Source organism: Haloarcula argentinensis DSM 12282 (assembly GCA_000336895.1).
GTDB lineage: Archaea > Halobacteriota > Halobacteria > Halobacteriales > Haloarculaceae > Haloarcula > Haloarcula argentinensis.
In genome coordinates, this window is record AOLX01000010.1 from 92,739 (window position 1) to 117,368 (window position 24,630).

The 24,630-nt window shown below is 56.3% G+C and carries 19 protein-coding genes and 1 CRISPR repeat array; of the genes, 10 read left to right on the forward strand and 9 right to left on the reverse strand.

All coding sequences use genetic code 11. From position 1 onward, the window contains the following. Positions 1 to 149: 149 nt before the first annotated feature. A complete protein-coding gene (locus C443_RS03470; RefSeq protein WP_080505447.1) occupies positions 150 to 1,475 on the reverse strand; it encodes a Cdc6/Cdc18 family protein in 1,326 nt (441 codons plus the stop codon). 1,053 nt (positions 1,476 to 2,528) lie between these two features. Between C443_RS03470 and C443_RS03475 the strand changes: the two genes are divergently transcribed. The 9 genes from C443_RS03475 to C443_RS03515 are packed head-to-tail and all read left to right on the forward strand — an operon-like array spanning position 2,529 to position 14,641. Continuing rightward, positions 2,529 to 2,984 (forward strand): pilin, encoded by a 456-nt coding sequence (locus C443_RS03475; protein WP_005533889.1) that lies wholly within the window; start codon positions 2,529 to 2,531, stop codon positions 2,982 to 2,984. A 3-nt stretch (positions 2,985 to 2,987) separates the two neighbouring features. Next, complete coding sequence (locus tag C443_RS03480; RefSeq protein ID WP_005533890.1) at positions 2,988 to 5,048, forward strand: hypothetical protein; 2,061 nt, start codon at positions 2,988 to 2,990, stop codon at positions 5,046 to 5,048. After that, on the forward strand, positions 5,045 to 5,893 hold the full coding sequence (locus C443_RS03485) for a hypothetical protein (protein ID WP_005533891.1): 849 nt from the start codon (positions 5,045 to 5,047) through the stop codon (positions 5,891 to 5,893). Before C443_RS03480 ends, C443_RS03485 begins: the two co-directional genes overlap by 4 nt. 2 nt (positions 5,894 to 5,895) lie before the next feature. Next, positions 5,896 to 7,605, forward strand: coding sequence for a hypothetical protein (locus C443_RS03490; protein WP_005533892.1), 1,710 nt, complete (start codon positions 5,896 to 5,898; stop codon positions 7,603 to 7,605). Beyond that, complete coding sequence (locus C443_RS03495) at positions 7,605 to 10,847, forward strand: VirB4 family type IV secretion system protein (protein WP_005533893.1); 3,243 nt, start codon at positions 7,605 to 7,607, stop codon at positions 10,845 to 10,847. Before C443_RS03490 ends, C443_RS03495 begins: the two co-directional genes overlap by 1 nt. A gap of 5 nt (positions 10,848 to 10,852) precedes the next feature. After that, positions 10,853 to 11,227 carry a hypothetical protein gene (locus C443_RS03500; protein ID WP_005533894.1) on the forward strand — a complete coding sequence of 125 codons (375 nt, stop codon included), beginning with the start codon at positions 10,853 to 10,855 and terminating at the stop codon, positions 11,225 to 11,227. Beyond that, positions 11,224 to 11,703: a hypothetical protein gene (locus C443_RS03505; protein WP_005533895.1), complete on the forward strand. Its 480-nt coding sequence runs from the start codon at positions 11,224 to 11,226 to the stop codon at positions 11,701 to 11,703. Before C443_RS03500 ends, C443_RS03505 begins: the two co-directional genes overlap by 4 nt. Next, complete coding sequence (locus tag C443_RS03510) at positions 11,700 to 12,437, forward strand: relaxase/mobilization nuclease domain-containing protein (protein WP_005533896.1); 738 nt, start codon at positions 11,700 to 11,702, stop codon at positions 12,435 to 12,437. The genes C443_RS03505 and C443_RS03510 overlap by 4 nt, the downstream gene beginning before the upstream one ends. Next, positions 12,434 to 14,641: a type IV secretory system conjugative DNA transfer family protein gene (locus C443_RS03515; RefSeq protein WP_005533897.1), complete on the forward strand. Its 2,208-nt coding sequence runs from the start codon at positions 12,434 to 12,436 to the stop codon at positions 14,639 to 14,641. Before C443_RS03510 ends, C443_RS03515 begins: the two co-directional genes overlap by 4 nt. Positions 14,642 to 15,610: 969 nt before the next feature. Here the strand turns inward: C443_RS03515 and C443_RS03520 are convergent. From C443_RS03520 to C443_RS03530, 3 genes are all read right to left on the reverse strand, one after another. Beyond that, a complete protein-coding gene (locus C443_RS03520; protein WP_080505448.1) occupies positions 15,611 to 16,411 on the reverse strand; it encodes an outer membrane protein assembly factor BamB family protein in 801 nt (266 codons plus the stop codon). Between the two features lie 643 nt (positions 16,412 to 17,054). Continuing rightward, positions 17,055 to 17,564: a hypothetical protein gene (locus tag C443_RS03525; RefSeq protein WP_005533902.1), complete on the reverse strand. Its 510-nt coding sequence runs from the start codon at positions 17,562 to 17,564 to the stop codon at positions 17,055 to 17,057. Further along, positions 17,561 to 18,157, reverse strand: coding sequence for a DUF7437 domain-containing protein (locus C443_RS03530; protein ID WP_005533904.1), 597 nt, complete (start codon positions 18,155 to 18,157; stop codon positions 17,561 to 17,563). The genes C443_RS03525 and C443_RS03530 overlap by 4 nt, the downstream gene beginning before the upstream one ends. A 146-nt stretch (positions 18,158 to 18,303) precedes the next feature. On the opposite strand from C443_RS03530, the gene C443_RS22080 reads away from it, so the two are divergent. Then, on the forward strand, positions 18,304 to 18,429 hold the full coding sequence (locus tag C443_RS22080) for a hypothetical protein (RefSeq protein WP_311241367.1): 126 nt from the start codon (positions 18,304 to 18,306) through the stop codon (positions 18,427 to 18,429). Positions 18,430 to 18,753: 324 nt separating this feature from the next. Here the strand turns inward: C443_RS22080 and C443_RS03535 are convergent, their stop codons facing one another. The 5 genes from C443_RS03535 to C443_RS21585 form a co-directional block, all read right to left on the reverse strand. Then, positions 18,754 to 19,899 (reverse strand): SOSS complex subunit B family protein, encoded by a 1,146-nt coding sequence (locus tag C443_RS03535; protein ID WP_005533906.1) that lies wholly within the window; start codon positions 19,897 to 19,899, stop codon positions 18,754 to 18,756. A 1,208-nt stretch (positions 19,900 to 21,107) separates the two neighbouring features. Beyond that, positions 21,108 to 21,260 (reverse strand): hypothetical protein, encoded by a 153-nt coding sequence (locus tag C443_RS21420; RefSeq protein WP_160163342.1) that lies wholly within the window; start codon positions 21,258 to 21,260, stop codon positions 21,108 to 21,110. Positions 21,261 to 21,523: 263 nt separating this feature from the next. Then, the gene (locus tag C443_RS03540) at positions 21,524 to 23,056 is read right to left on the reverse strand and encodes a hypothetical protein (protein ID WP_005533908.1); all 1,533 of its coding nucleotides are present in this window, start codon (positions 23,054 to 23,056) and stop codon (positions 21,524 to 21,526) included. A gap of 190 nt (positions 23,057 to 23,246) precedes the next feature. After that, complete coding sequence (locus tag C443_RS03545; protein ID WP_005533910.1) at positions 23,247 to 23,612, reverse strand: hypothetical protein; 366 nt, start codon at positions 23,610 to 23,612, stop codon at positions 23,247 to 23,249. Beyond that, positions 23,613 to 23,750 carry a hypothetical protein gene (locus C443_RS21585; RefSeq protein ID WP_005533912.1) on the reverse strand — a complete coding sequence of 46 codons (138 nt, stop codon included), beginning with the start codon at positions 23,748 to 23,750 and terminating at the stop codon, positions 23,613 to 23,615. 377 nt (positions 23,751 to 24,127) lie between these two features. After that, positions 24,128 to 24,613: a CRISPR direct-repeat array (repeat unit 30 nt; unit sequence GCTTCAACCCCACAAGGGTTCGTCTGAAAC). Positions 24,614 to 24,630: the final 17 nt, after the last annotated feature.

Here is a 24,630-nt window from a genome sequence, read left to right on the forward strand (position 1 = left end):
TGTAACCGTGGGAGACCGAGATTAACCAACACGAGAACGGCTATCTCGGGAAGTGTTGGTTAATATTTTGCGAGTGGCACCGACCACCGCTTCCAGGATGAAATTTCTGAAACGGTGGTGGGGGTCATTCGGATTTTCCTTAGAAGCGGCTACCGATTGGCTCGATTTGGACTGATAGTGCCCAAGTCAAGTTCCTCCAAACGGGGCGTATCTTCGATGACTTCCACAGCAATCTCTGTATTCACCTGCAATTGATACTCCCATGCCGGGCCACCGATAGAACCGGCTGTAGCTTTTTTACCATCAGCGATACCTTGCATATCGAGTTCACGAAGGTGATCTTTGAATCGACGTTGGCCGAGTTTATCTGCACCAATGATGTCAGCGATATTCTGATATACTCCGTAAGTCGGGTTTGCACGTACAGGAGTATCGTCAGACAACTCTAGAGTGGTGAGAGCAGCAAGCGCCAAGTGGGCTTGCGTAGTCATCTCCCGCATCGCTTCAACAACAGCTTCGCGTTCAACGAGTGCTTGCGCCTGCCGAACGTGATACTCAGTAACAGTCGAATCGTTATTTTTGTCGGCCAGTTCACCTGCCTTACGGAGATATTTAATCGCTTGACGAGCATCACCGGTGTCTTGGGCTGAGAGAGCTGCGATCAGTGGAATAACATCCGTATCTAAGACACCAGTTTTGAACAGATACTCTTGATCAGAGTTGTCTATCGTCACGATGTTATCATCGCGATGAGAGTCAGCATTGACCTCCTCAATTGGAATAAATTCTGTATCGCGGAATGCTTTGACAGCACGGCGACGGAGAATTTGCTGGAGTTGTTCCGCGTCATATGGAGAAAAGAGGACAGAGTCGTCATAGAGTGAGCTTTTGACTTTTGGACTTAGATTATCTCGCCACTGGAGGTCATTACTTATACCAATAATACTGGGGAAAACATGGTCCTCAACGTAGTCTTGGGCGCGAGCTCGTGGAAGGCTGTAAAGAATTCTATCGTCATCACCGATGGTATCTATTTCGTCGAGGACGATGATGACTGTGCCACCAATGTCGTTCATAGCGTCAAACATCATGTCCATTACAACATCCGTGGCGTGTCCCGTTGGCCGACTTTCACCAGTGAGTTCTACGTATATCCTAGAAGCCATTTTGTACGTGGTGGACAGATCGTGGGACTCACAGGAGACATAACACGTCGTTAAGTCAAGATGGTCAGATTCGTTTTCAGCATGATGCTGAAGTTCTGCTAGTTTGGCCTTTGCAGCGGCTGTTTTTCCCTGCCCAGCTTTTCCATGCAAAAATACATTGTTAGCTCCGACTCCTCGGGCAGCAGGAGCAAGAGACATATGCAGATCTTCCATCTCGTCGGTTCGCTCTGGAAGCTCATCTGGACGATAGTCTTCCCGAAGAACAGCCTCTTGTTCGAAAATATTGGATGAGGACGAGAAGTCAGTCATATCTGTCACCAATACTATCGGGCATAATAAAACCCCAGTGTCAGCAATGTCTGTAACGTCCCGAATTCTGAGAGGCACCACACCCACACCACCGTTTCATGAATTTCGCGCTCAAATCCCTGTGTAGTATCTTGATGAACTGTACTGGGTTATTGCCAAGGATAATCTTCAGGAGCGGTTCGACAGTACTCCGGTCTATATTATTATTTATAACGTTTTCGTCTAGTAGTAGTAAGTATAGTAGTAAACTATCTCAGCTGGCTAAGTTTCAAGTATAAACTGCAAATCTAACTGTGTTTATATACTGTATCAACTTCCACAGCCTGTGTGAAATTTTCTCCGTTACGATCTCACTCGCTAAATTGCTGAAACGGTGGTGTGGGTCCTCATATTGATATCACCCTCTACCTGAAGACAGGGAGGTCCTGTGAAGTCCTAATTTTCGCGCTCTCGTAGGACAGCCCCCACATTGGATGCCCTGATGCAAGGTTTTCCGAGCTGACTTCTCACAAAGGGGTTAGAACAGTGTGTCCACTATTTCCGACTCTGTGGTAGATCGCCAGACTGCTCACTAGCCACTTCCATTCCTTTTCCTTCTCTTGAGTGTTCAGCTAAGAATTCCTGAAACGGTGGTGTGTGCGATCTCGTTACACCCATTCCAAAGACAAAATCTATATCTTCCTTATATATCCTATCCTATCAGAAAAGTGGTGTTACTTTCGGTTTAGTTACCAACTATATAGTCTATATTGTCTAGATTTGTATGGTATAAGAAATCTCACATTAACTCCAATTTACCTCTCTTGTTGTACTCTGAGAACGCATTAACAATCAGGTGAGGGAATAAGCACAAGCAGCCCGATATAATACAAAAGTATTATATAGAAATAGATTTTGTTCATCTCACAAGTTTTTAGTTAATCCCACTGTCATAATCTGCTGACAAATCCAAGACAGGATTCAACAACACCATAAGAAATCTAACATAGAATCGGTAGCGGATTACCGGTGGGGAATCGGTGGGCAAGCAAGAAACCAGAACCAGAGGCATCCATGTCAGCACGAACTAACGCATCGAACGAATCGACTTCACAACCAACACTCTACACTCACGCAAAGCGCCGGCTCGCCGAAGCGTGGCTCACGCCCGGTGTGCGACCGGCAACGCAGTTGCTGTTGATCCTCACGCTATTTGCTGGCTCTGCGATGGGCCAGACCGACGTCGGGAACATATACTGTGGCACTGCTGTCGAAGACGGCGTCAACGTCGTCTTTGGGGCACTGGCTGGCCTTGGCTTGCCGGCGACGATGGTCTTCGTCGGCCGCAGTGGACTCTCATACATGCGGGCTTCGGGTAACCCGAACCAGCAAAATGAGGCTCGGCGGGACCTCATCCTCTCGCTCGTCGGACTAGGCGTTGTTGTGCTGGCAATCGTGGCTCCAGAGCTTATCACGAAGTTCGGGAACAACGTTGGCTTCGGCTTCTCGGACTGCGTGACGCCATTCTAAACGATGCCACCACTCCGCTCACTGCTGGTGATCGCGGCCTTTTGCTCGCTGCTCTTGACAGTCGCAGCTGCGGGGCCTGCGTCTGCTGGTAGCAACCCAGTCCAGATTGAGCGGGGGACGGCACACACCCTCACCGGTTCGAGCCACGGTGGCGTGGGGGTACTACAACAAAACGCCACCGCACCGAATGGCTCCAGCGGAGAGGGAACGGAAGCGAACGACACTGAAACAAACGAGTCCAGTGCCCGTGACCCAGCGGCCAACGGAACGGCAGCCAACGAAACCGCGGGCAACGAGTCCGTTGACCGAGAGCCGGCAACGAACCAGACAGGCGTGAATAGGTCTGTCAAACTCGGAGCAAGGCAGAACCTCAGCGCGAAAGTCTCGTGCTACGAGAATGCCTCGAATCCACCAGCAAACGCCTCTGTCGGGGACAACGCGACGGCGGGTGTTCTCCCACCTAACCGGTCGTACAACCACAACCACACGTTCTTCCGTGCGCTGTGGTCTGGCGACCCCGATCATCCAGACCCCACACGGGCTGACCGGGCCGAGGCCGAGAACGGCACGCTGGCTGTTCTGCCTTCTTGCACGGGAGATATGCTCTCTCGCGAGCCATCGAACACGACGCTGTGGAACCGGCCTGAACACGACTCGTTCCGGACTGGTATCGAGAACTCCTCGCAACCAGTGAACGTCACGGATACTCGCTCTGGACTCTGGATTCGTGACGCCTACGTCACGTTCTTTAGCGTCGAACCATCGACGGTTGTCCATCGAGAGTCTGGCACGGAGCGTCTGGTCCGTCCGAACGGAACCGTTCGTGCCATCCACGACTACCGGGTGTACATCTCGGAGTTCTTCGAGGACGACTTCCGAGTGGTGAACACGTCGACGAACACGACGCTGTATGCCAACGGCACTGCAATGGACAACAGCACTGCCGCCCAGCCCACGCTCAACTACACGGAGATCAACGGAACGACTGAACTCCAGTTGGTCACGACGATTTCGACGAATCTCTCGGAGATTGACGATGACGAGATTGACGAGTACGAACTGACAGTCACGGACTCACGGACGGTCCAGGTAGAAAATCTCTCCGAGCGGGAGATGGTCGTCGAGCCCGGCGTCGTTCCGAACGGCAGAGGGGCCACGACTGACGACTATCGAATCGGGACTGTAATCCCCGGCAGCTGGCAGAGCGTCCAGTTCGACGGGGGATACGAGGTTCGGAGCAAGTGGCGGTTCTACACTCGTTCATCGCCCGGCTGGAAAAACTGGTCAGCAAACACGACGACGCCCGTACGACCGCTTGAAACCCATGCTGTCCGGGCTACGGAAGGTCCAGAAGTAACCGTCAACCGCGTCCAAAACGAGAGTTCCGACGGCTGGCGGTTCATCCCGTCGCTCGAAGCGACGTATCCGATGAACGCGACGGGAAATACGACGGCGAACGCGACCAACAGGACCACGCTCCCGCCAGAGATTCGGGTCAACCGGTCGGCGCCGTTCACGACTGCGGATCGGTTTACGATTCGGAGTGCGGAACAACTCAGGACAGAGAACTTCGAGATTCGCGGACTCGTTCGCGGGAACAGCATCGAACAGCCCACGGACTCGACGAACCCGACGCCAATCCGGGAGGTCAACATCACCTCTGAAGTCGTCAATTCGACCGACAACTCGACGGACCTGCTAGTCAGGGTCGAACCGAAGGCTGGCTTCCCGATTGCGGCAGGGAACGTCACTGTCGCAACGGGACAGTCCCGGGTCAAACGATCGCTCTCTGCCGATGACGAGATTACGGTCACCGTCGACCAGGGTGAAGTCTCCTCGGCGATAGTCACGTATCGTCCGACTCAGATCTGGTGGGAGCAAGGGCGTGCTGTCCCGGTGCGAGACACGCAAGAACGCGTTGCGTATGAGGTAGATCTTCCAGACCTATCGGAGTTCATCGACCTCGTTGTGGTGACGCTCCTGACGGTGTTGCCGGCTGTGCTGGCGTTGTACGGCTACGACGTCTGGACGAGAGGCCAATTTGTTGGTTGGTATAATCCATGACAAAGCAAAATATACCACGAAATAGCAGTATCGACCGTAGAACAGTACTGGGACTCCTCAGCGGGAGTCTTGCCACGCTTGCAGGATGCAGTAGCGGGCTGTCTGATAGCAGTGACGGAGGTGACGGAGGCGGCGGCCCGCCCGAAGAGCAGTCCGGCTACATCGAAGAAACATCGATTGAGATTGTCGAGAACGGCCGCCAATTGGCTCTGGAAGTGGCTGTGACCGATGAGATCGAGCCGTCATCGGTTAGCATCATCACAGAGTCCGGACGGGAGTTCTCCAGCGACTACTTCAGCTCCGGCGAAACCCGGACACGCCTCTCACTAACAGAAGGAGAGTACTCGTACGAACCGCTGCCTCGGGGCCAGCACACGCTCTATCTCCGTGGTGACAACGTCGAAACTAAACTCCCACTCGAACTGGGCACCACGTTTGAGTTTGAGGAAATCGTCCCCGGGACTGAGCATGAAGAGATCCGCGACGATAGCCTAGGGATGGTTGTCCGGAATGTGGGCCAGCGAACTGGCGCAGCAACACGGACAATCCTCAACGGAGAAAACAAAGACAGCAAGGCATTTGAACCAACAAAGCCGGGTGAAACCGGGATTGTCGAATTTACTTTTCTCCTGAAAGATCGCGCGCACTGTGTAAAAGTCGAAGAAACGACGGTAAGAGAGGAGGAATTGACTGTTGGATTCCTCTGGAGTGACCCGGTTACTGTCATCCAACCTATCAAGTATACCGATCGGTTTGACAGCACCGGTAACGGGTGCAAACGAACCCTAGCTGGTGAGCCAGAAAGGGTCACCACAACCCCGACAAAGACGGAGACGGAGACGTAGCAATGCAGTCGGAAATTGGTGAAGAAATCGTTAAGGAAATCGTCGAGAGGGCGATTAGAGAACTCTCGTCGGCAATCACATCGGGTATCAGTGGCTTCCTTGTTCAACTTAAAACGCAGATAATCAATTATCTTGACGGGTTTTTCCGAGCCATTATTGATCCGATGGTGCGGACGCCTGCTCCTGAAGGGCCGAATTCAGCAGCCCCTGTCGACATTGCATTTGAGTCTGCGAGCAATGCCCCGTGGGACGCGTTAATCTCAGGCATCTACTTCGATGCAATCGTTGGGCTAGCGCTCGGTATCCAGTTTTCTGTTCTAGCGATGATCGGGCTCAGGTACGGGTCGATGAACCCTGTTATCCGGAAGAAACTCCTACGTCGCCTCGGAGTGGCATTTCTTTCGCTGTTCTTCTGGCTCCCAGTGGCCTCACTGGGGACGCAATTCTTCGACGCTATCGGCAAGGTGATCTACCAGACCGGTCAGTCCGAGGAAGAGATCGCCGCACTAATCGGCTCAGTCCAGGAAATTGCGGAACTCAGCCTTGGGGTATTTGTCGTTCTGATGATCGTCGGACTGTACGTCTACCTGAAGGCGGCGTTCATCTTCATCACCCGGTGGCTGCTGGTCTTCCTGATGACCCTCTCGATGCCGCTGGTCGCGACATTCTGGGCAGTCGAAGTCTGGCCGCTGAACCGCTTCTCGGGACTGGCGAAGCAGATCGCCGGCGCGTATCCCGGAGTCCTCGCTGCGGGCATCCCGCCTGCAATCCTGATACGCATGAGCTTTGAAGCGACAAACTGGGGACTGCCCTCTAAGTTATCGCTGTTCATCAGCCTCGTGACGCTGTACCTGGCGGCGAAGTCCCAGAAAGTCCTCATCCAGCGTAGTAGCCGCGTTGCAGTTCAAATCAGCGAACAGGCACTCGGCGGCGGCAAAAAGCCACTCAAGGTGGGTGCGGCGGCCACTGGTGCAGCGGCGACAGCTGGCGCTGGAGCGGTCGGTGGACCCGGCGCAGCGATGGCGACCGGGGGCACGATTCGAGCAGCTTCAGGTGCCGCAAAGGGACGCGTTGGAAGCGCTGCCACGGGTGCCCAAATGGTCCACCGTCAGATGGCGGCCAACCCAGCCGGCATGAAGAGCGGTTCCAGTAGCAGTGGCTCCGGGAGCGCTGGTAGCGGTGGAAGCGGGACCAACGGCTCCGGTGGTGGCGGAAGCAGTGGCGGCGCAGGCGGTTCCGCCCCGCCCTCTGGTGGCAGTGGTAGCAGCGGGTCCGGTGGTTCAGGCGGTTCAGGTGGCTCCACTTCCCCCGTCAGTGGGGGCGGCGGGTCCAATGGCGCGTCTGCCGGCAGTTCCCTTGACAGCCGGTTCACCAATTCCAGCAACGGGAGTGCTCCATCTGGAGACTCCGATAGCGATGCTGACCCGATAGAGGAACGCCAGACAGAGGTTGAGCGGCAAACAGAACTGGAGCCTCAGACCAAGATCGAGCGCCAGACACAGGTCAACTCCGGTGACACCAGAGTCTACGAGTCTGGCTCGGACCCGCCATTCTCCGACGAGGACAGTGCTGCAACCGGGACCGACACCGACAGTGGGTCCGATGGATCTGAGTCGTATGACTCGCTGCAGGACGTGTTTGCGACTGATGACGATGTATTAGGGCCGGATGTGTACCGCGACGGCCTGCCCCACTGGGAGGATGACGACTAATGGCTGACTCACAAGACGAATACAACACGAACATCATTCACGAATCTCTCGGAGATACAACCAACTTCTGGGGGGACTACACGCTGGGGGAACTCATTCTGTTCCTCATCCCACCGTTTGGCTTCCTCGTCGCAATGGGGATGCCATTCGTGCCAGCAGCGCTGTTCTTCCCAGCACTGGCTCTCGCCGCGGTCGTTGAGGTCTTCCTGTACATCCTGCATAAAGTCCGTCCGGACCACTACCGACTGACTGAGTGGTTACGAGTCAAACTGTTCTGGCTCGTCAAAAAGCGCCAGTACACTCACGGGCAGGGCAATCAGGACACCCGTCAGGTTACGCGACTTGAGCGGATCATGCCCCACGGCGTTGAACGCGTCGACGGAGCATACCTCGGGGCAGTCGAGGTCGAGCCCGCGAATATGGCCCTGCAGGATGATGAGAAGTGGCGCAAAGCCGTCAAGTCACTCACGCGCCTGTCAGAGTCGCTGACCGGGCGAGCAAAACTCCACGTCACGACGGCAGAGGTCGACAACGAATCCCACATCCAGGCACACATCGACCGACTCGAAGATCCTGACGCGAAGCGCCACTCAATCTTCCGCGGGGTGTTGACAGAGTTCGTCAACCGCTACACCGACGATAGCGGCAGTGTCGAGACTGAAACCGAGATCCAGCGCAAGTACTACATCATCGTCTGGGTGACCGACGATGATATCCACGACCTCCAAGTGGAAGGTGACTCTGTCACGGATTATCTGGCTGAGATTCCGGTCATTGGCCGACTGTTCGGCCGGTTCGACAGTGACACACTCACCGATGCCGAGCGAGAGGAATTCAAGGCCAAGAAACTGCACGACCGGCTCGAAACCGTCGACAGAGCAGTCAACAATATGTTCCGGTGCCGAAGCCGGTCGGTCAGCCCGTACGAGCTGGCACATCTGACTGAGGACTACTGGGCCTGTGAAACCCGGTCGGAACGCGAGTACGAAGAGGCGGCCTCGGTTTCCCCGGTCACGTATTCGGCACGGGAACTCATCAAGCACGGCGAGGGTGCTGCAGCCCACGACGCTGCGGAGGGCATGGACACTGACGATGTTGGCGGGACCGACTACGAGGTCGATGAGACGGACTTCGTGTCCCAGCTACACCGGCCCGGTGAAAACCACCGGTCGCTGGTCGCACCAACAGATATCGAGTGGGAAGCCGACCACGTTCTCATCGACCAAGAGACGTTTACCCGTTGCTTCTGGATCGAGACGTATCCGGAGCATCCGACGAGTGGGATGCTGGAGCAATTGCTGCTGGATACGGACCTTGCGGTGGATGTCTCAATTTACGTTGATCCCTACGACTCGGATGCAGCAGTGTCGGTGATGAAAGAGTGGATCTCGTCGCTGAAGATGCTGCAAAACGACAAGGGAGAACTTGAGGCCGAAGATATCGAGCAGGAGGTCAATCAGGCGAAGTACATCCGGCAGATGGTCCGGCGCAACCACACGTCGCTGTTCCGTGTCGGCGCGTTCATCCGGTTGACTGCCGAGACCGAAGAGGAACTCCGAAAGCAAACGAATCGCCTCGAAACGCTGCTGCGGGACTCGCCGTCGAACTGTGGGGTCAAGCGAACGACCCGCCGGCAGGAAGCAGGACTGGTGACAGTCTCGCCGATCGGAGCCAACGAACTCGGGCAGAACCGGCTCTCCTCGATGACTGGGGAAGCGCTCGGGTCGCTGTTCCCGTTTTCGTCGAACTACCTGCGGATGGACGACGGAATCGAGTACGGACTGCACGGCCACAACGACTCCTCGCTGCTGATCGACCCGTGGGAACTGGAAACCGGCCATTCAGAGCTAGTGACCGGAATGCCCGGCGGTGGGAAAACCCATGGCACGCAGGCTCGGGCGATGCGGATGTTAAAAAAGCGGTCGGATGTCAAGCAGATCTACATCGACCCAGTCGGGGATATGCACGGCAGCGCGAAGATGCTGGATGCAAAGACGATCACAATCAGCGGCGAGACGCCGCTGAATCCGTGCGAGATGCATCCGACGCCGGAGCATGTGCTCGAACAGTCCCCAGACATGCAGCCCGTCTCAGCGAAAAAAGACGAGGTGTATGGGGTCATCGAGAACTTCCTCCAGTCGCGGGATGTCGACCTGGAGATGCATAGCGGGTTGATCGACAAGATATTCGCGGAGTCCGATATCGACCCAGCGGACCCGTCGACGCACACGCCGGAGAACTCGCCGGACCTGAGTGACTTCTTGGAGGTCGTTGACCGCCTCCAAGAAGACCCGGGAATGTTCCCGGGAGCGACAACGGAGTCCTCTCAGGAGAAAATCCAGCAGTACGCAAACGAACTCTCGATTGCGCTGCATCCGTTCCGGCCGGGGAGTACGTTCGGCAACCTGTCGAAAGAGTCTGACTTGCGGCTGATCGACGACAGTAGCAAGGCTGTCTATCTGGATCTCCAGCAGGTCGAAGGCTCGGGTAGCGGCCTCGGCAAGCAGTCATTCATCATGCAGTTGCTGCTGTCGACGCTGTACCAGCAGGCGAAGAACATGGAACAGAAGGTGGAAATCATCATCGACGAGGCCCACTATCTGTTCAACGACGACGCGAACTTGGAGTCGCTGAATCAGATTGCCCGCCATCAGCGCCACGCCGGACTGCGGCTGGTGATGCTGTCCCAGACCCTCTCAGAGTTCGAGGACAAGGGCGCTGCTGAGGAAATTGCGGGGATGTGTCCGATCAAGGTGCATCACCGCGAGCCAGAGTTAGGTGATGAGACGGCGAAAAGTGCTGGACTAACGAGCGAACAGCAGTCCTACATCCAGCACGCGGAAGCCGGGAAAGAGTCACTGGGCGACGGACAGGGCTATTCGCAGGCGTTGGTCCGCGTCGACGAACACGGCGATTACCCGCTGACGATCAAGACGTCGTGGGAAGAGAAGCAGATCATCGACCTCGACGCTGATGCGGAAGATGCGCTGGATGTTGTTGCTCACGAGGTTGATCCGCATATCGAGGAATTCGGCGAGTTCGTGCGCTCGAAGGCAGTCGAGCAAGAGCTAACGAATCACGGACTGTCACCTGAGAAGGCTGAACACGTCCTCAATGACCTTAGCGAAGACGAGTTGGTGGACGTGGTGTCTGTGGCGCTTGACCAGGCGCAGCCAGATGCAATTGTCGCCGATGGTGGTATCGAGACGCAAGAGAACTCGGAGTTTGACAATACGGAGTGATTCATATGAGTGAAAGTATCACATTCTCGATGAGCGCAGAGAAGAAGAAACAGATCGTAACGCAGGCTGAAAAAAACGACGAAACGGTAACTCAGTTCTTGCTCAAGGCAGCAGAACAGCGGATTTCTCGTGAATTGCAGGAACAACGTGCTAACGAGTTGGGGGTTGAGCAAGAACTGCAAGAGCTTGCTGATAGCGTCACAGCAGAGGTGAGTGCTGCAACGGATGTCGATACAGATCAAGAATTGTCTCACATTGTCGCACTGTGGGAGTTGATTTCGAGTGAATATGATGCTGATACTCGGGCTGCTGCAATGGAGGAAGCACCAGAGAAACTGCAGGAGCAAGTAGCGAAAATTGGCGGAGGTGATGGTGAATGACAGAAAGAGATGAAGTTATTCAAATATACACGACGAGTGAAAACAAGGAATGGATCAAAGAGCGGGCTGAAATAGAGGGGAAGACAGTCTCAGATATCGGCCACGGTCTTGTTGAAGAGTATATTGACCGCGAAACTGGTGAAACCCAGTTTGAACGGTATGGGACTGATACTCAACTCGAACTCGTCATGGAGAATATCCGGAGTGACATCATGGATGAGATAGACGAGTTCAAATCTGAGACGTTAGAGGAACTAAAGACTATCCAGAAGGTCCGGACAGCATATACCATCGCAATCTGGAAACTGCTGCAAGAAGAGTACGATGATGCACACCTCAGATTAGCGATGAAATTTGCGACTGAGCGCATTGGACAAGCGCCAGCTACAGAGACACCAACCGGAAGTGACACCGACTCAGGAGAGCAGGAGGATGAGTCTTCGGTGCCGACTAATCTGGGGGGTGACGGTGCATGATTGTAGAAACGGACTATCAGCAGAGCGGAGCAGGGAACCTTGTTGACTACATTCGGCGTGATCGAGAACAGGATGCGGGTGCGACAGTCAATCTCCGGAACCCAGCCGGACGAGAACTGTCGGACCCAGAGGTGGACCAATTTGTCGACAAGAGTCGAGAGTTCGGATTCCAGCGGCATCTGATCGTTTCACCAGATCCCACTGGGCAATACTCCCCAGAAGAGGTTCAAACTAACACTCGGGAGGTAATGAATCAAGAGTTTGCTCGCAAGCCGACAACCGACTACGTGTACGGTGTCCACCAGAATACGGAGTTCCCGCACGCACACATCGCAGCTACTGGGGAGCCGACAGAGCTGGAAATGGATTTAGAGGATATCCGGGAAATGAGTGAACGGGCGGAAACCGCGTTTGAAGAACCTGCTCGAACGCGAGACCCAACGGCCGCCGCTCGTGACTCCCCGGAGAGTATTGGCCGGGTCGTGGATCAAGAGGCCCGGGAGCAGTACCACGAAGCAGAACTGTCGCTGAACCCCGAAGCCCAAAAAGCGCTCAAGCGGGCGACTGAGAAGAGTCAGCAGAAAGAAGCCGGACAACCCACGGCTGAGAAAGCGCGCGATGAGCGGCAAACTGAGCCACTCTCAGAGCGTGCTGGGGAGAGGCCTGAAGAACAACCGGAACCTGAACGCGAACCCGAAGCCGCCCCCGAACGTGAGCCCGGGTGGTGGCAGTGAGTTCGAGTTCCTCTGCACCACCAGGACAACGCTCCGGCGAAGTCCCGAATAGCCTCAAGTACGACAACGTCGTTGGGTTCGTCTGGGCCGGATTTATGCTGTTGTTCCCGCCGATGATCGTCGATAGTGACAAGATCCTCCCGAAGCGGTTCTGGGCGTGGCGCTACATCTACCTCGGCTTTGGACTGATTAGCGCGGCGTTCTTTTATGACGTGCTTGTCCAGTCACCCAGCGTCGCACTGCTATTCCCGTTCGCGCATGTTCTGGCTGCGATTTCGGTCGGGACACTGTTCGCTGACTTCACCGTGCCAGGACTGTCGCTGCCGATGGTCTCGTACTCGACGACGGTGATTCTGTATGCTATTTCAATCGGTATCGTGTTCTCCGGGGAACTGCTCCGCCGAACCTCGCCAGAAATGCTCGCGATGAACCGATGGGATCACGACGAAGGGGAGTCCGTTGTCCCGCTGGAAGAGGTATCTCACGAACACAATGAGGCTGAGATGCCGTTCACGCTCGATCAAGATGTCTCAACAGCCGTCGTGGGCGAGACTGGAAGCGGGAAGACGTCGATGATGAAGCTGCTGGCTTACCAATTCCCGTACTACAGTGATACTGCGGTCATCGCCCACGATACCGGGGAGGACTTTCAGGAGTTCTACGAGGAATTGGGCTTTGAGGTTCAGCGTATCCGCCACGAGGATAGCGATGTGGTCTGGAATCTGTTCAAGGACGCCGATTCGGAGGCGGACTTCCGTGAGGTCGCCGGCGCAATCTTCGGCGAGGCCGACGGCCATGACCCGTTCCACCGGCCCGCCAAACAGACCTTCGCAGAGATGCTGATGTACCTGCATCTCAGCGCGAAAAAGAACAACCGCCGCCATGCGCTCTGTCATGCCGATATCGTCTCCTTGCTCAACGAGGGCCACATCGCGCTGAAGGAAGCCCTCGACGAGTTTGACCGGCTGGAATCGGGTCACATCGACCCTGACAAGGGGAAAGGCGCACAGAACGTTTACCAGACGATCAAGGAGAACGTCGACCCAGTCTTCACTGGCGACTTCGGAGACTACGGGGAGTTCTCGCTGCAAGAGTACATCGAGAACCCGGAAGGCCGAGTCCTCATTATCGACTCGAATCCAACGGAACTGGAAACGCTCGGGCCGATGTATCAACTGCTCGCGGACTGGTCGATCCGCTATGCGATGAACGCCTCGAATCCGACGGTCCACATCCTCGACGAGATTGACGCGCTGCCGTCGCTCACGCAGGTAACGAACCTCACAGCACGGGGACGGAAACACAAGGCTCGCGCACTGGTCGGCGTCCAAACCATCGGCCAGCTCAAGGACACGTACAGTACGATCTCTGGAATTGTGGGCAACTGCCCACAGGGAGTCTACTTCGGTCCGGGTGACACTCAGTCGACGGACTTCATCCTCGACGAACTCGGCGAGAGCCGGCAGTACGACCGCTCGGAGATGGTGTCGATGAGCCACCAGGGGCGCGGCGAGAACCCACGAACGCAGGCTCGGGACACGTACAAAGAGAAGGACAAGACGCCGATCACCTCCGGCTTGCTCCGCGACTTCCAGCCCGGAGAGTGTGTCGCCGTCTCTCGAACGACATGGGTCCACGGCCAGTCGTATGAACTGGCGGACGTTCGCGATAGTCTTCCGGAACAGGGTGCGGAGTCGCCGGGCAGTTCGGAACCGGAACCTTCCGAGGACGACACCGAACTGGAAGAGCATGATAGCTGGCTCTCGCTCGCTCAATCACAACTCGGGGAATTGGTTCGTGAGTCAGACGGTGAGATTGAAGACGCCGACTCGAAGGATAGTGAGCCGGATCGTGACCCTGACGTCGAGCCGACTCTGGACGTGACAGATGGGTTGGCCGATGACGATTCGAGCGACCCACTCGACCAGACAACAGCAAACACTGCTGTCACGTCTCCGGATGCAGACCACCTAGACCTGTCAGATTCACAAGACGAGTCCGACGGTACTGATCAAGACCAGAATCCGACCGACAATGTTGGTGACTTCTCCCCCGATGAGTCACCGAACCTCAGCGATGATGGGGCAGAGTCAGCTGAACAAATAGACAGTGAATCGCCCTCGGAATCAGACGCTGCTGAGACTGAAGATCAAGACAAAACAGAGTCAGAAGAAAGGGGGCACGATCCGGCTGGGTTCATGTGACTGCTTCCCCGCTGAGGGTAGCAATAGAATATAAGCAAACCTACACTTCTACGTCTCACCTCTCGATCTTTCTTTGTTGCTTCACAGCTAAGCACCTCTGGTCATAGTACCTCAATAGAGGCAGTGTCAGATTCCCAGTAAAGTATCTTCAATTGACTAATTCACACCAAAATCGCAAGACAGCGTCGGTTTTCTCGCTATCTGAATCTGTTAGGTCAGTAACTAATTCACAGAAAATCGCAACACGTGGTGGGTGTGATTCACAAAATAATCGGTCCTTTACCTTGCCGTGCTCTGCGGGGCGGTCTGAGAGTGATTTTTGCGAGAAATACATAGGCGATCTAACATAGGGCGAAGGGGGCGACCAGCCCGACACAAACCGGGGTTGAAATCCGCTCAGGCCACCTGCGACAGAACATATTGGGACACGGATATGTCTCCCTTCACCTACCGGAGTCCAATTGGAACTACACGCGATGGGCCAACCCCACACGAGAGTCATGCAATTCCAATGCTTGAAGCCGCCATCGACTCACCGACGTCCAGCGCCACGCCGATCACGGTCCCATCCGAACTGAGCCAGAGCTGGCAGACCCACGTTTGAGTCGCGCTCACTTCGAGCCCTCGTGGCGCATAAGTCATCACTCACTGACTGAGGACCACACCACCTTGTCCGGAGCTTTGTATCTGAATCCTAACAGCTCAAACTCACGTTACTTTCGTCGCATTCAGCTATCGTAATTTAGAGCGGTATTCAGCCGGGACCCAGACAGTTCCCGGCCGGGATCGCGCCCGCTACCGCAGGCACGATGGACCGAAGCGAGACGCGCGACCGCGCCGAGCGCAGCGCCCCGTCGTCCGAGTGAGCGCAAGCGAACGAGGACACGACAGACGAGCATCGCGAGTCTGTCGGTGGCGTCGCGCGCTGTCAGCATTTCCGGAGAGCAAATCAAAAATCAAGGCTGGCCTTCAGCGCTCAATGGCGTACACGTACCCATCGTTGCTGCCGAAATAGACGGTGTCGTCAGTGATGTACGGTTTAGAGAAGATAGCGTTGCCAGTTTTAACTGCCCAGTGCTGTTCTCCCGTCTCGGCGTCAAAAGCCCGCACGTAGCCGTGACGGTCGCCGACGTAGACCACGCCATCGGCAACTCTTGGAAGGCTGTTGAGTGGCCCTTCTGTCTTCTCGGTCTGCCAGCGGACCTCGCCCGTGGCTGTATTCACAGCATAAAAGACTCCCAGATCATTACCGAAATAGACTGTCTCGTTCCAGACAATCGGAGTAGAATTAATATCAAGATCAGTTTCCAGTGACCAGAGCAAACTACCGTCGTGACGGTTCAGCGCGTACAGTTTACCGTCACCTGACCCGACAAAGACGCGTTCTCCATCAACAGGAGCGCCTGCCCAGATCTGATCCTCAGTCGGGAAGTCCCACAGAGACTCACCAGTCGTGGCATCAAGTGCGTAAAATGAGCCATCCGAACTCCCTATGTAGACAGTACCGTCATGTACAACAGGCCCAGCCCCGACACTGTTCTGAGTCATGTACGACCACTGTTTCTCTCCGGTGTCGGGATCAATAGCGTAGAGATGGCCATCGAGACTGCCCACATACAGTGTACCGTTCTTAACAGTTGGATTACTGGTGATCTGGTCGTCTGTTTCGAAGTGCCAGCGCTCTGTTCCGTCTGGTGTGACCGCGTAAATGTTGGTATCTCGGCTGCCAAAATATATTGTATTGGCAGCTACTTCTGGGCTCGACCAGATTTCACCATTGGTTGCGAACTTCCAGTTAAGTGATCAATCAGCCGGCGCCAATGCATAGAGGTGGTTGTCGGCACTCCCAGCGTAGAGGTGGCCATACCTACTGCGCACAGCTGTACCGACGCGACCATCAGCCCGGTATCGCCACCGAAGCCGCTGTGGCTCAGGCACACGCTCGGTCTCAACGCCTTGATTGCGGCCTTGGAAGGAAGCGTAACAGCCGGCGCTCCCAGCCACACCGCCAGCGATCAGCGTCAAGACCTTCCGTCGAGTGTATGCCATGTAGATTCCTGGTTGTACTCCGTTCGTTCGTAGATGCGGTGTAGAGGTTTCTAGTTTGGGTTTAGTTCATCAGTGAGTGGGAGTAAAATATCTTCGATTGATCCGAACGATTGCTTATCGGGGTCCTCACAGTTTCATTCCCTCAGTGTTGATTTTCAGGGTGTAGTTCGGAACTGAACGAGCGAGTCTGCCAGTGGCGTCGTGCGCTGGTGCGCTCCACCAGTAACCCAGCCTCAGTTGCGCCCCGGCCGGCAGGCCCACGCCTCCGACATATCCGTGAGTCCGTGGGAACAATCGTACCGTAATTGGAATACGGGATGTCGAAGATACGGTTCGGATGTCCTGACAGGGCGTTGAAAATCGACTAGCTGTCGTCTGGGAGTAAATCGTCGAGGAACCGGAAGCCGTTCACGAACGTCACCGAGTCTCCATATCCCTCACTGGCGAGTACGGTCTCGGTCCCTTCGCCGGCCGCGATATCGGTCGTGTAGATGTACACTTCGCTTACCGTCCCCGTGCTGAGATGCTGGACAGCTAGGGCCGCAAGCGCGGCGTCGGCCTGCTCAACCTCGTCCGCGGGTCGGTCGTCGGCGTTCGCGATGTATCGCTGGACGCCATCCATCGCCCGCGAGACGATGGGCTTGGAAAAATCAAGTGGCGCTGCGACGTCAGCCCACCCCTCGTCGATCGCGGCGTCGACCGGCGGTGCTTCAACGTCGGAGTCATCGACTGTCAACTCCTCGTACACCCGCTCTGGGAGGACGAAGGTGATGTCGTTCTGGCGGGCGAATCGACGAACAGCCTTGTACCGGTTGTTCGACAGCTGCCCCATGGCGACGAACAGGCCAGTGTCGACGATATGGAGGCTACTCACGTGTCGTCAGCAGCGCCGTCGTCGATGTCCAACTCGTCAAGCGACGCGCCCGACGCCTCGGTGTCGTAGTGCTCGTGGACGACGGGCCGGAGCGCCTGCAGGATCATCTCCGCAGCTAGCGGCGAGATATCGAGGTCTTCGGCCATCAGCCGGTGGGTCACTTCCCCACGTTCGCGGGCGACCGCGTAGGTGAGCGCCGTTGCGAGGCCGGCGACGCCGTGGCGGTCGATGTAGGTGTCGATGTCGTCGTTGGTCTCACGGCGGCCGACCGCGTCGATGAGCGCTGGCGTGATCGTGTACTCGCGGTCGCCGGCGGCTGTCGTCACAGTCAGGTTGATCTCGCGGGCTGCATATCGACGGGGCTGTTCGTCGTGAGTGACCTCGACGACGCCGGCGTCGACGATCCGGTTGACGTAGCTGTAGGCAGTTCCTTGTGCGAGGTCGAGTTCGTGCATTACGTCCTGGACGGTCGCCTCGTCTTCGTGAGCGAGGTACGTGTATAGCTGGGCAAGCTGTGGCTCTTCGAGGATATCCGCAATCGAGAGGAAGTCGCGGACGATGTCGCCGTCGGTCTGGTCTGAGGTGCGTGACATAGTGCGCTTTGATTACAGTTTACAGAGAAACAGTAAAGAGTGTTCTGGTCACCATTACGATATCGCGATAAGGTGCTCTTTGAGATCGTGCGTCCAGTAGTTGGCTGGCCCACTGGTATTCTTTCTTGACCGACGGTCGACCAACTATGAGCAAGAGCGATCCCGGTCTCTGTTCCCGGCGGCGGGCCGGGATCGCGCCCGCTACTGCAGGCACGATGGACCGGCGTGAGGCGCGCGACCGCGCCGAGCGCAGCGCCCCGTCGTCCGAGTGAGCGCTAGCGAACGAGGGCCCGACAGACGAGCATCGCAAGTCTGTCAGTGGCGTCGCGCGCTGTCACGTCCACCTGCCATCCAGCCCAGTACCTCCCGGGCCGGCTGGCCCACGCTCACGCACACACCAGGACACCAGCGTTCGCACAGCCCCCATCAGACTGACCCACGTTGACGCGCCGTTGCGGTGGCGCTCCAGTCCGTGCGCGCGGTTGTCTCGCCGCCGCCCGGCTCGCCGGAGGCGGCGGCGAGGCCGCGTGCGCGAGCACCGTCGCACCGCCCGAGGAAGTACCCCTCTCGATGGGGGACGCCCCCGCTACCGGGCGTTAGTCTGCGGAGTGGACGAGACCCTGATGGGTGGCGGCTCCGTGCTCAGTGTCGAAGAGGTCCGAACACTCAGGACAACGGGCCTTGCCGAGCGTCACGGCGACCGCGCGGTCAGTGTCCCGCTCGTTGGCCCACTGATGGGTGTCCGACTCTGCTTCCCACGACGCCGCCGTTCGGCTTTCGCCGGAGGTGCCAAATGCACAGCCAGCGTGTCCGGTGGGCGCGGGACCGTCGCCGCGCTCGATGACGCACATGAGCGTGTCACTCGTGACTGCCACCGTCGCCATGCCGTTATACTCGTCTGGCTTGCCCCCGGAGATTCGCACCCGGTCGCCTTCGTGGAGCGTGCGGACCATCTCGCCGCCGTGCATGGACTTGCCCCAGACCGTGACCTTCGCGCTCGTACCCTCGTCGTCTTCGAGGTACAGCACTTGGTACTGGTTCCGAGCGTCTGGCTCCTCAATGATGTGGGTGACTTCACCCTCGACGGTACACTCGTAGCCGTAGGGCGAGACATCCGCGATTGGCGTGGGCGATTGTAGTTCCTCGCGGGCGTCTCTGAACAGGGTAAACGAGGCGTCATACAGGTTATCACAGTCGCCCATCTGCCCGGACACAAGGGCCGCGAGCCGGCGGCTCGCCGCCGCCCGTGACATATTGGTCTTGTCTGCGAGCGTCGCGGCCTGCTGGTTGACTCGGGCCAGCGTGTCGCGGTCCATCCACTGCCGGGGGTCAGCCGGCGAGCGGAAGCCGTCGGCACGTTCGGTCTCGGCTTCGGTGAGCTGGCGAGCCGAGGTTTCGCGGTCGGCACCGTCGACGTGAGCGCGTGCGACCTCGGAATGTCGGGCTTGCTCGGCCTCGCGTCCGTGGCGCTCCTCTTGCTGTTCCAGAGTTTCGCCAAAGCGCCGGTCCGGCCCCACCTCGGTCGACCGGGTCCAGTCGTAGCGCATGTAATCCTCCTGCCGGGCGTAGTAGTTGCCACGGCTATCGCTCCCTTTGTTCATCCGAAAATCGAGTTCGTCGCCGTTCTCGGTTGCTGCGACCTGCTCTAGAAGTTGCTCGGGCCCGCCCTCAACGTGGGCCGAAAGGGTAACCGTCTGGTTGCTTGCCGATGCTTTCTTACCGCTGGAATTGGTAGCGTACATTGTCTTTCTCTGTCCAACGGAAAGACACTTGTCGGGTGTACCAGCACCCGATTTCTGCGGCGTGAAACTGCTTCGTGAGCGCCGCGTGCGTCGTGTCTTTCCGTACTTAATGACATGTCTGCTAATTACTTAAAGATAACGGAACAATTGTATTATTTCAAGTGCAATATTTGGGTGTCTGAATGGTGTCTATGCGGTGTATTGTGTTTTCGTTTTCGAGAAGAATTAGTATATAAAGAACGGTGTGGGATTGACACCCCGGCGGGCGGCCCCATCGTGTGCGGTTGCGGTGAGCCAGCATCCCGCGCGGCCAAGCGAGTGCCGGATGGGTGAAAGCCCGGCAGCGCAACGCAGTGAGCAGCCCGGAACACAGGGCACCCTGTGCCCGTCCTCGTTCCGGCGAGGGAGCGCCGGCCGCGAGGGTTCCTCATCCAGACCGCGCGCGACTCTGACGCGTGCGTCGACTACTGCTGTGCTGCAGTAGTCGGGTGGGACTGAAAGGGGCACGCCGCTGGCGCTTGTTGGAGTCGGGTCAGCGGCCCCTATCCGAACGGAGTGAGGATATGTCGCTGAGCGACCGCCAGCGGCGTGGGGCTTTCGAGGTGTTCTGGTCCGACACCGAACTCGTCGTCACGATACCGTTTGGAGTGGTTCCAGTCCAGCATGCCCCAGCAGTCCCATAGCAGTCAGTAGTGCCTCCGAAGGTAGTGCCACGAGTTCTGCCGCTATCAGTGCCGTGATTACTACTGTCTGTACTGTTGCCTCCCTCCAGACTGTCACGAGTGCCACACTACTCGACTCCAGGCATAACAATGCCAGAACCCATCTCCTGCCATACACGCGACCCTTCCACTCTGCACCCGTCTCGTCTCGTCCCGTCTCGTCCCGCCTCTGTTCCCGCCCCGGCACGGGAAAGAGCGAGAGTGCCGCCCAGCGGCGGCTGCCCGGCGGCCAGAGAACACACCAGCCAGCCATCCGTTCCTGCCCGGCCGTCAGTCCCACGCCGACACACGCTCGTCTCTCGGCCTCTCAGCCGGCCTGCCAGCCCCACGCTGTTATCTACCAGCTATCCGTCCGTTTCGCCCGCCTGTCTGCCCCACGCTGAGAGGGACCGACTGCCAGCGTCAGTGCAGTCGTGTCCCTCTTGTCTCCAACCGCGCGCGACTGACGTGCGCGTCGTCTCTACCGGTAAAGGCAGGTCAGCGACCTCACACGATGTTCTTGTGGCCTTCCTGGCAGATGACGAGAGGTTCGGTGCGCGGATCGCGGGCGCGTGGGTCTGTTTCGACGTTGACAGTCTCTGTCTTGGCGATTTCTGCGTTACAGTCCTCGTTCGGGCAGGTACCTTCAGTCTCGGACATTGTGTTCTTCGCCCGCCAGGAACTCACAAAATATCGACCAGCGAACCCGGTCCGACAATGGACTCGAGGGTTGCTCTCTCGTAGTCCGTCAACCGTGGACTGACGAGTTCGCTGGGCAGTTCGCCCCACCCATGGAACTCGAACGAACTGCTATCTGTCAGAACCGGCGTGATGGATATAACGCGCGTATCTTGCAGGATGTTTTTCTGCGGAGGTGACAGTAGATTGTCACTCAGTCTCAGACCCTGGATTCTTTCAAGACCTTATGATGGTGTAAGTTTGTCTGCGTTGAAGGCGTCAACCAGCTGGTCGATGATGGTTGGATCGATGTCGGTCAGGTTGGCCACTTGGCCCTCAATGTAGGGCGGACTACTGAGATCGTTCTGGGTGTCGAACAGGACTAAGATATCGAGATAGTCCTTGATGTCGTCGTATTCGAGGCCGGTTTCCCCCCGAACTACTACTGGTTCGGCGTCAGGATCATCGGGGATAGCAAGTCCGAGGCGGCCTAAAATGTAATTCTGGAATGTGTCCTTGTCGACTTTGGAGTCTTCGTTTTTGATCACGAGCATTGTGAGGTCGCCAGTGTCCTCTTTCACTGGTTGTATCTGGCTCTCTACCTTGTTGAGAATCTGCTTTTGTAGATGGGATTTCTTGGGCCAATAGTCGGTGTCTTGAGGGTTCGTCCCCAGACTGTATCGTCGTGTGACTTGGTAGGTGGTTTGTGGGCGTGGTATTGTGATTTCGCCCCAGATAGTCTTTGAAGACGTGTTGATGTGGACATCTGGTTGTTTGCCGTTGGGGGCCTGTTTCTCGATGTCAACGTTGGGGGTTCTAAACTCTCTGCGGAGTGCGCTGATTACTTCTATTTCGGCTATCGTACTATCGTATTCTGGTCTTCCCAGGAGTTTCTTTCTTAGAGTGCCTAAGGGGTCGTTGCTTTGGCCGTTTGCGGCTATTGGTTTGAGGCAGTGACTGTAGTAGGTGAGTTTCTGTACAGTTTTCGGGTTCTCATTTGGGTCTTGTTCTTGCCTGAGCAGGTTTGTTAGTGGGTGCTGATTGTGGTCTCGGAGGGTAGGGATGCCTGGCTTGTTGTGGGTGAGAAGATGTTCGAGGTTCGGGTAGTGGGAGAGGTTCTGCTTGATCTTGTTGTAGTTAGCAGTGTTCTTGCTGTCCCATTCGAGATCGTCGAGTAGTAGAGATATTTTGAGCAGGCGATCGTGTTTGTGTCGGCCCTGGTATGCGTCGGTGGGATCTAGGCCTTCGTTTTTTGCTATGTCTTCGAGCTCAGTTTGGATGACCTGTAGTTCTGTGTCAAAGTCTCCCTTGGAAGCCCGGTCTTCGAGGTAGCATTCGATTGTCCGATTGAGGGCTCGGAAGAAAAAGTAGCTGCAGGTGTTGTACCAGTCCGGCATCTGACTGGCCATTTCATTTTCCTGTCCTCTGTAGAGGTGTGGGATGAAAGGGGCTAGGTAGTGTGCTTTCTTGAGGTCTTGGTCCTGTATTTTCTGTCTGGTGAACTGGTTGACTGTGTTGATATCGTGGGTACCGATAGCGTCAAGTCCCCGCCCAAGATCGGAGTTGGCCAGTATATTAGCCTCTTCTGAGATCAGGTAGGCGGTTTCTAGAGATTTTGCGTGTTCCTGCTGGACGCAGTCCTCGAAGATATCGGATACGTAATGGAGGCCTCTATGTGGTGAATGTCCGTTATTTTGGATTAGATTCTGTATCTTGTCCAGCTTCTGGCTACAACTGAGGGTGTTGTCCTGCTGGATTTGAAGGATGTCCCAAGCCATTGGTTATCTTGATGGTCGTTACTAATCTGTGAAAGTGTTTAGCGAGTAGTTCCTTGATTTCACCAAACGCTGACCTCAAGCCCTATATTTCGCACGCGGTAAGAAAACCATCTCGGATAAATCAGTTCAAATCGCAGATCCTGAGCTCATCAATCCACGGTTGCCGATCCACTAGAAAAGAGAGTCTCGCTTACAGGAGACGAGCGAGCAACCGTTTGAACCGACCTGTGAGACTGGATGTCTTGTTGATCTCGATCTCGACAAGACAAGAACACAGTAGCAGCTGCTCGCCGCATGCGGGGCACTCCTCGTAGTCGCACAGCCGGTGGTGGAGCTCGCCTTGCTCGACGCCACAGGCAGGACATGAGCGGTTGCGCCACCGTTCGGGGTCGATCACAGCGGTTGGCTCACCACTTTCGAGGGTTTGCCGCTCGTAGGTGAGATACTGGCTGCCCTCGCCCCACGGAATCGGGTCAAAAGCCTGCCCGTCGATATGGTAGCGTTTGTCGACACATGCTGACGCCGACTGTGGCCGACGGCAGTCGGGACAACACATCTACCTGTCACCCTGGGGACGGCCCTGAAAAACCTCACCACTGGCCTGCGCTTGTCGATGCTGGGCACGAACGTCTTGCTGGTCGTCGGCTTCGGTATCTGAAGGCTGTTCGTCGACGGACTGCTGTTCGGTACTCATGATCGGGAAACCCCTCACCCAGTGGGGGTCACAAAATTGGCAGTGCGTGCAAGCATCCGATAGAGGTCACTCAGGCCTCAGCAACATCCCAGACAGAGTGGTGGCCGTGAGAACAGACGCCGGCGTGACGCCCGACAGCCATGCATGGCCCGTATTCTCCGTCGACATATGCGATGCGCTCGGCATCGAAGACCGACACGTCGCACCCAACGCTCTGCAGATCATGTACGCCTGGGATGAGTCACTGGACGCCACGCTTCACCCCTCCATCGCTTGTTGGCAGACTTCGTTTTCACTGGGCAGGTCCTAGTCGTGGTACTTGCGAGCAATATCTGATTGAAACCCTGAAAACCGCCAGCAGTGGCACTCCTTGCATCGCTTTAACCCCACATGGGTTCGCCTGAAACACGAAAGCGGAGTAATTCCGAGTCGGTTGATAGCGCTTCAACCCTACAAGGGTTCGTCTGAAACGGACATGGTAGACCTGCCGGGAAGCGGACAGAAGGCTTCAATCCCACAAGGGTTCGTCTGAAACTTTGATTTCCGTCTTAGCCGCATTCCGTTTTCCCGAGCTTCAACCCCACAAGGGTTCGTCTGAAACTCTGGCGCAAGACGAACCCGATGCCGCACCCAGTGCTTCAACCCCACAAGGGTTCGTCTGAAACTCGGGTGTACCATACAGAGGAGGATTGCCAGCATATGCTTCAACCCCACAAGGGTTCGTCTGAAACGCTCTGCATTGACGTTGGCTTCCGGTTCCCAGTCCCAGCTTCAACCCCACAAGGGTTCGTCTGAAACTAACTAAAGACTTCAAACTCTACCTCTACCTCCGAGCTTCAACCCCACAAGGGTTCGTCTGAAACTAACTAAAGACTTCAAA

Bases quoted from the DNA above. Each gene is read 5' to 3' on its own strand.
- C443_RS03500 (WP_005533894.1), top strand. From the start codon at position 10,853: ATGAGTGAAAGTATCACATTCTCGATGAGCGCAGAGAAGAAGAAACAG.
- C443_RS03505 (WP_005533895.1), top strand. From the start codon at position 11,224: ATGACAGAAAGAGATGAAGTTATTCAAATATACACGACGAGTGAAAAC.
- C443_RS03510 (WP_005533896.1), top strand. From the start codon at position 11,700: ATGATTGTAGAAACGGACTATCAGCAGAGCGGAGCAGGGAACCTTGTT.
- C443_RS03470 (WP_080505447.1), bottom strand. From the start codon at position 1,475: ATGACTGACTTCTCGTCCTCATCCAATATTTTCGAACAAGAGGCTGTT.
- C443_RS03475 (WP_005533889.1), top strand. From the start codon at position 2,529: ATGTCAGCACGAACTAACGCATCGAACGAATCGACTTCACAACCAACA.
- C443_RS03490 (WP_005533892.1), top strand. From the start codon at position 5,896: ATGCAGTCGGAAATTGGTGAAGAAATCGTTAAGGAAATCGTCGAGAGG.
- C443_RS03495 (WP_005533893.1), top strand. From the start codon at position 7,605: ATGGCTGACTCACAAGACGAATACAACACGAACATCATTCACGAATCT.
- C443_RS21420 (WP_160163342.1), bottom strand. From the start codon at position 21,260: ATGTCCGAGACTGAAGGTACCTGCCCGAACGAGGACTGTAACGCAGAA.
- C443_RS03530 (WP_005533904.1), bottom strand. From the start codon at position 18,157: ATGTCACGCACCTCAGACCAGACCGACGGCGACATCGTCCGCGACTTC.
- C443_RS03540 (WP_005533908.1), bottom strand. From the start codon at position 23,056: ATGGCTTGGGACATCCTTCAAATCCAGCAGGACAACACCCTCAGTTGT.
- C443_RS03535 (WP_005533906.1), bottom strand. From the start codon at position 19,899: ATGTACGCTACCAATTCCAGCGGTAAGAAAGCATCGGCAAGCAACCAG.
- C443_RS03545 (WP_005533910.1), bottom strand. From the start codon at position 23,612: ATGTGTTGTCCCGACTGCCGTCGGCCACAGTCGGCGTCAGCATGTGTC.
- C443_RS22080 (WP_311241367.1), top strand. From the start codon at position 18,304: ATGAGCAAGAGCGATCCCGGTCTCTGTTCCCGGCGGCGGGCCGGGATC.
- C443_RS03485 (WP_005533891.1), top strand. From the start codon at position 5,045: ATGACAAAGCAAAATATACCACGAAATAGCAGTATCGACCGTAGAACA.
- C443_RS03480 (WP_005533890.1), top strand. From the start codon at position 2,988: ATGCCACCACTCCGCTCACTGCTGGTGATCGCGGCCTTTTGCTCGCTG.
- C443_RS21585 (WP_005533912.1), bottom strand. From the start codon at position 23,750: ATGAGTACCGAACAGCAGTCCGTCGACGAACAGCCTTCAGATACCGAA.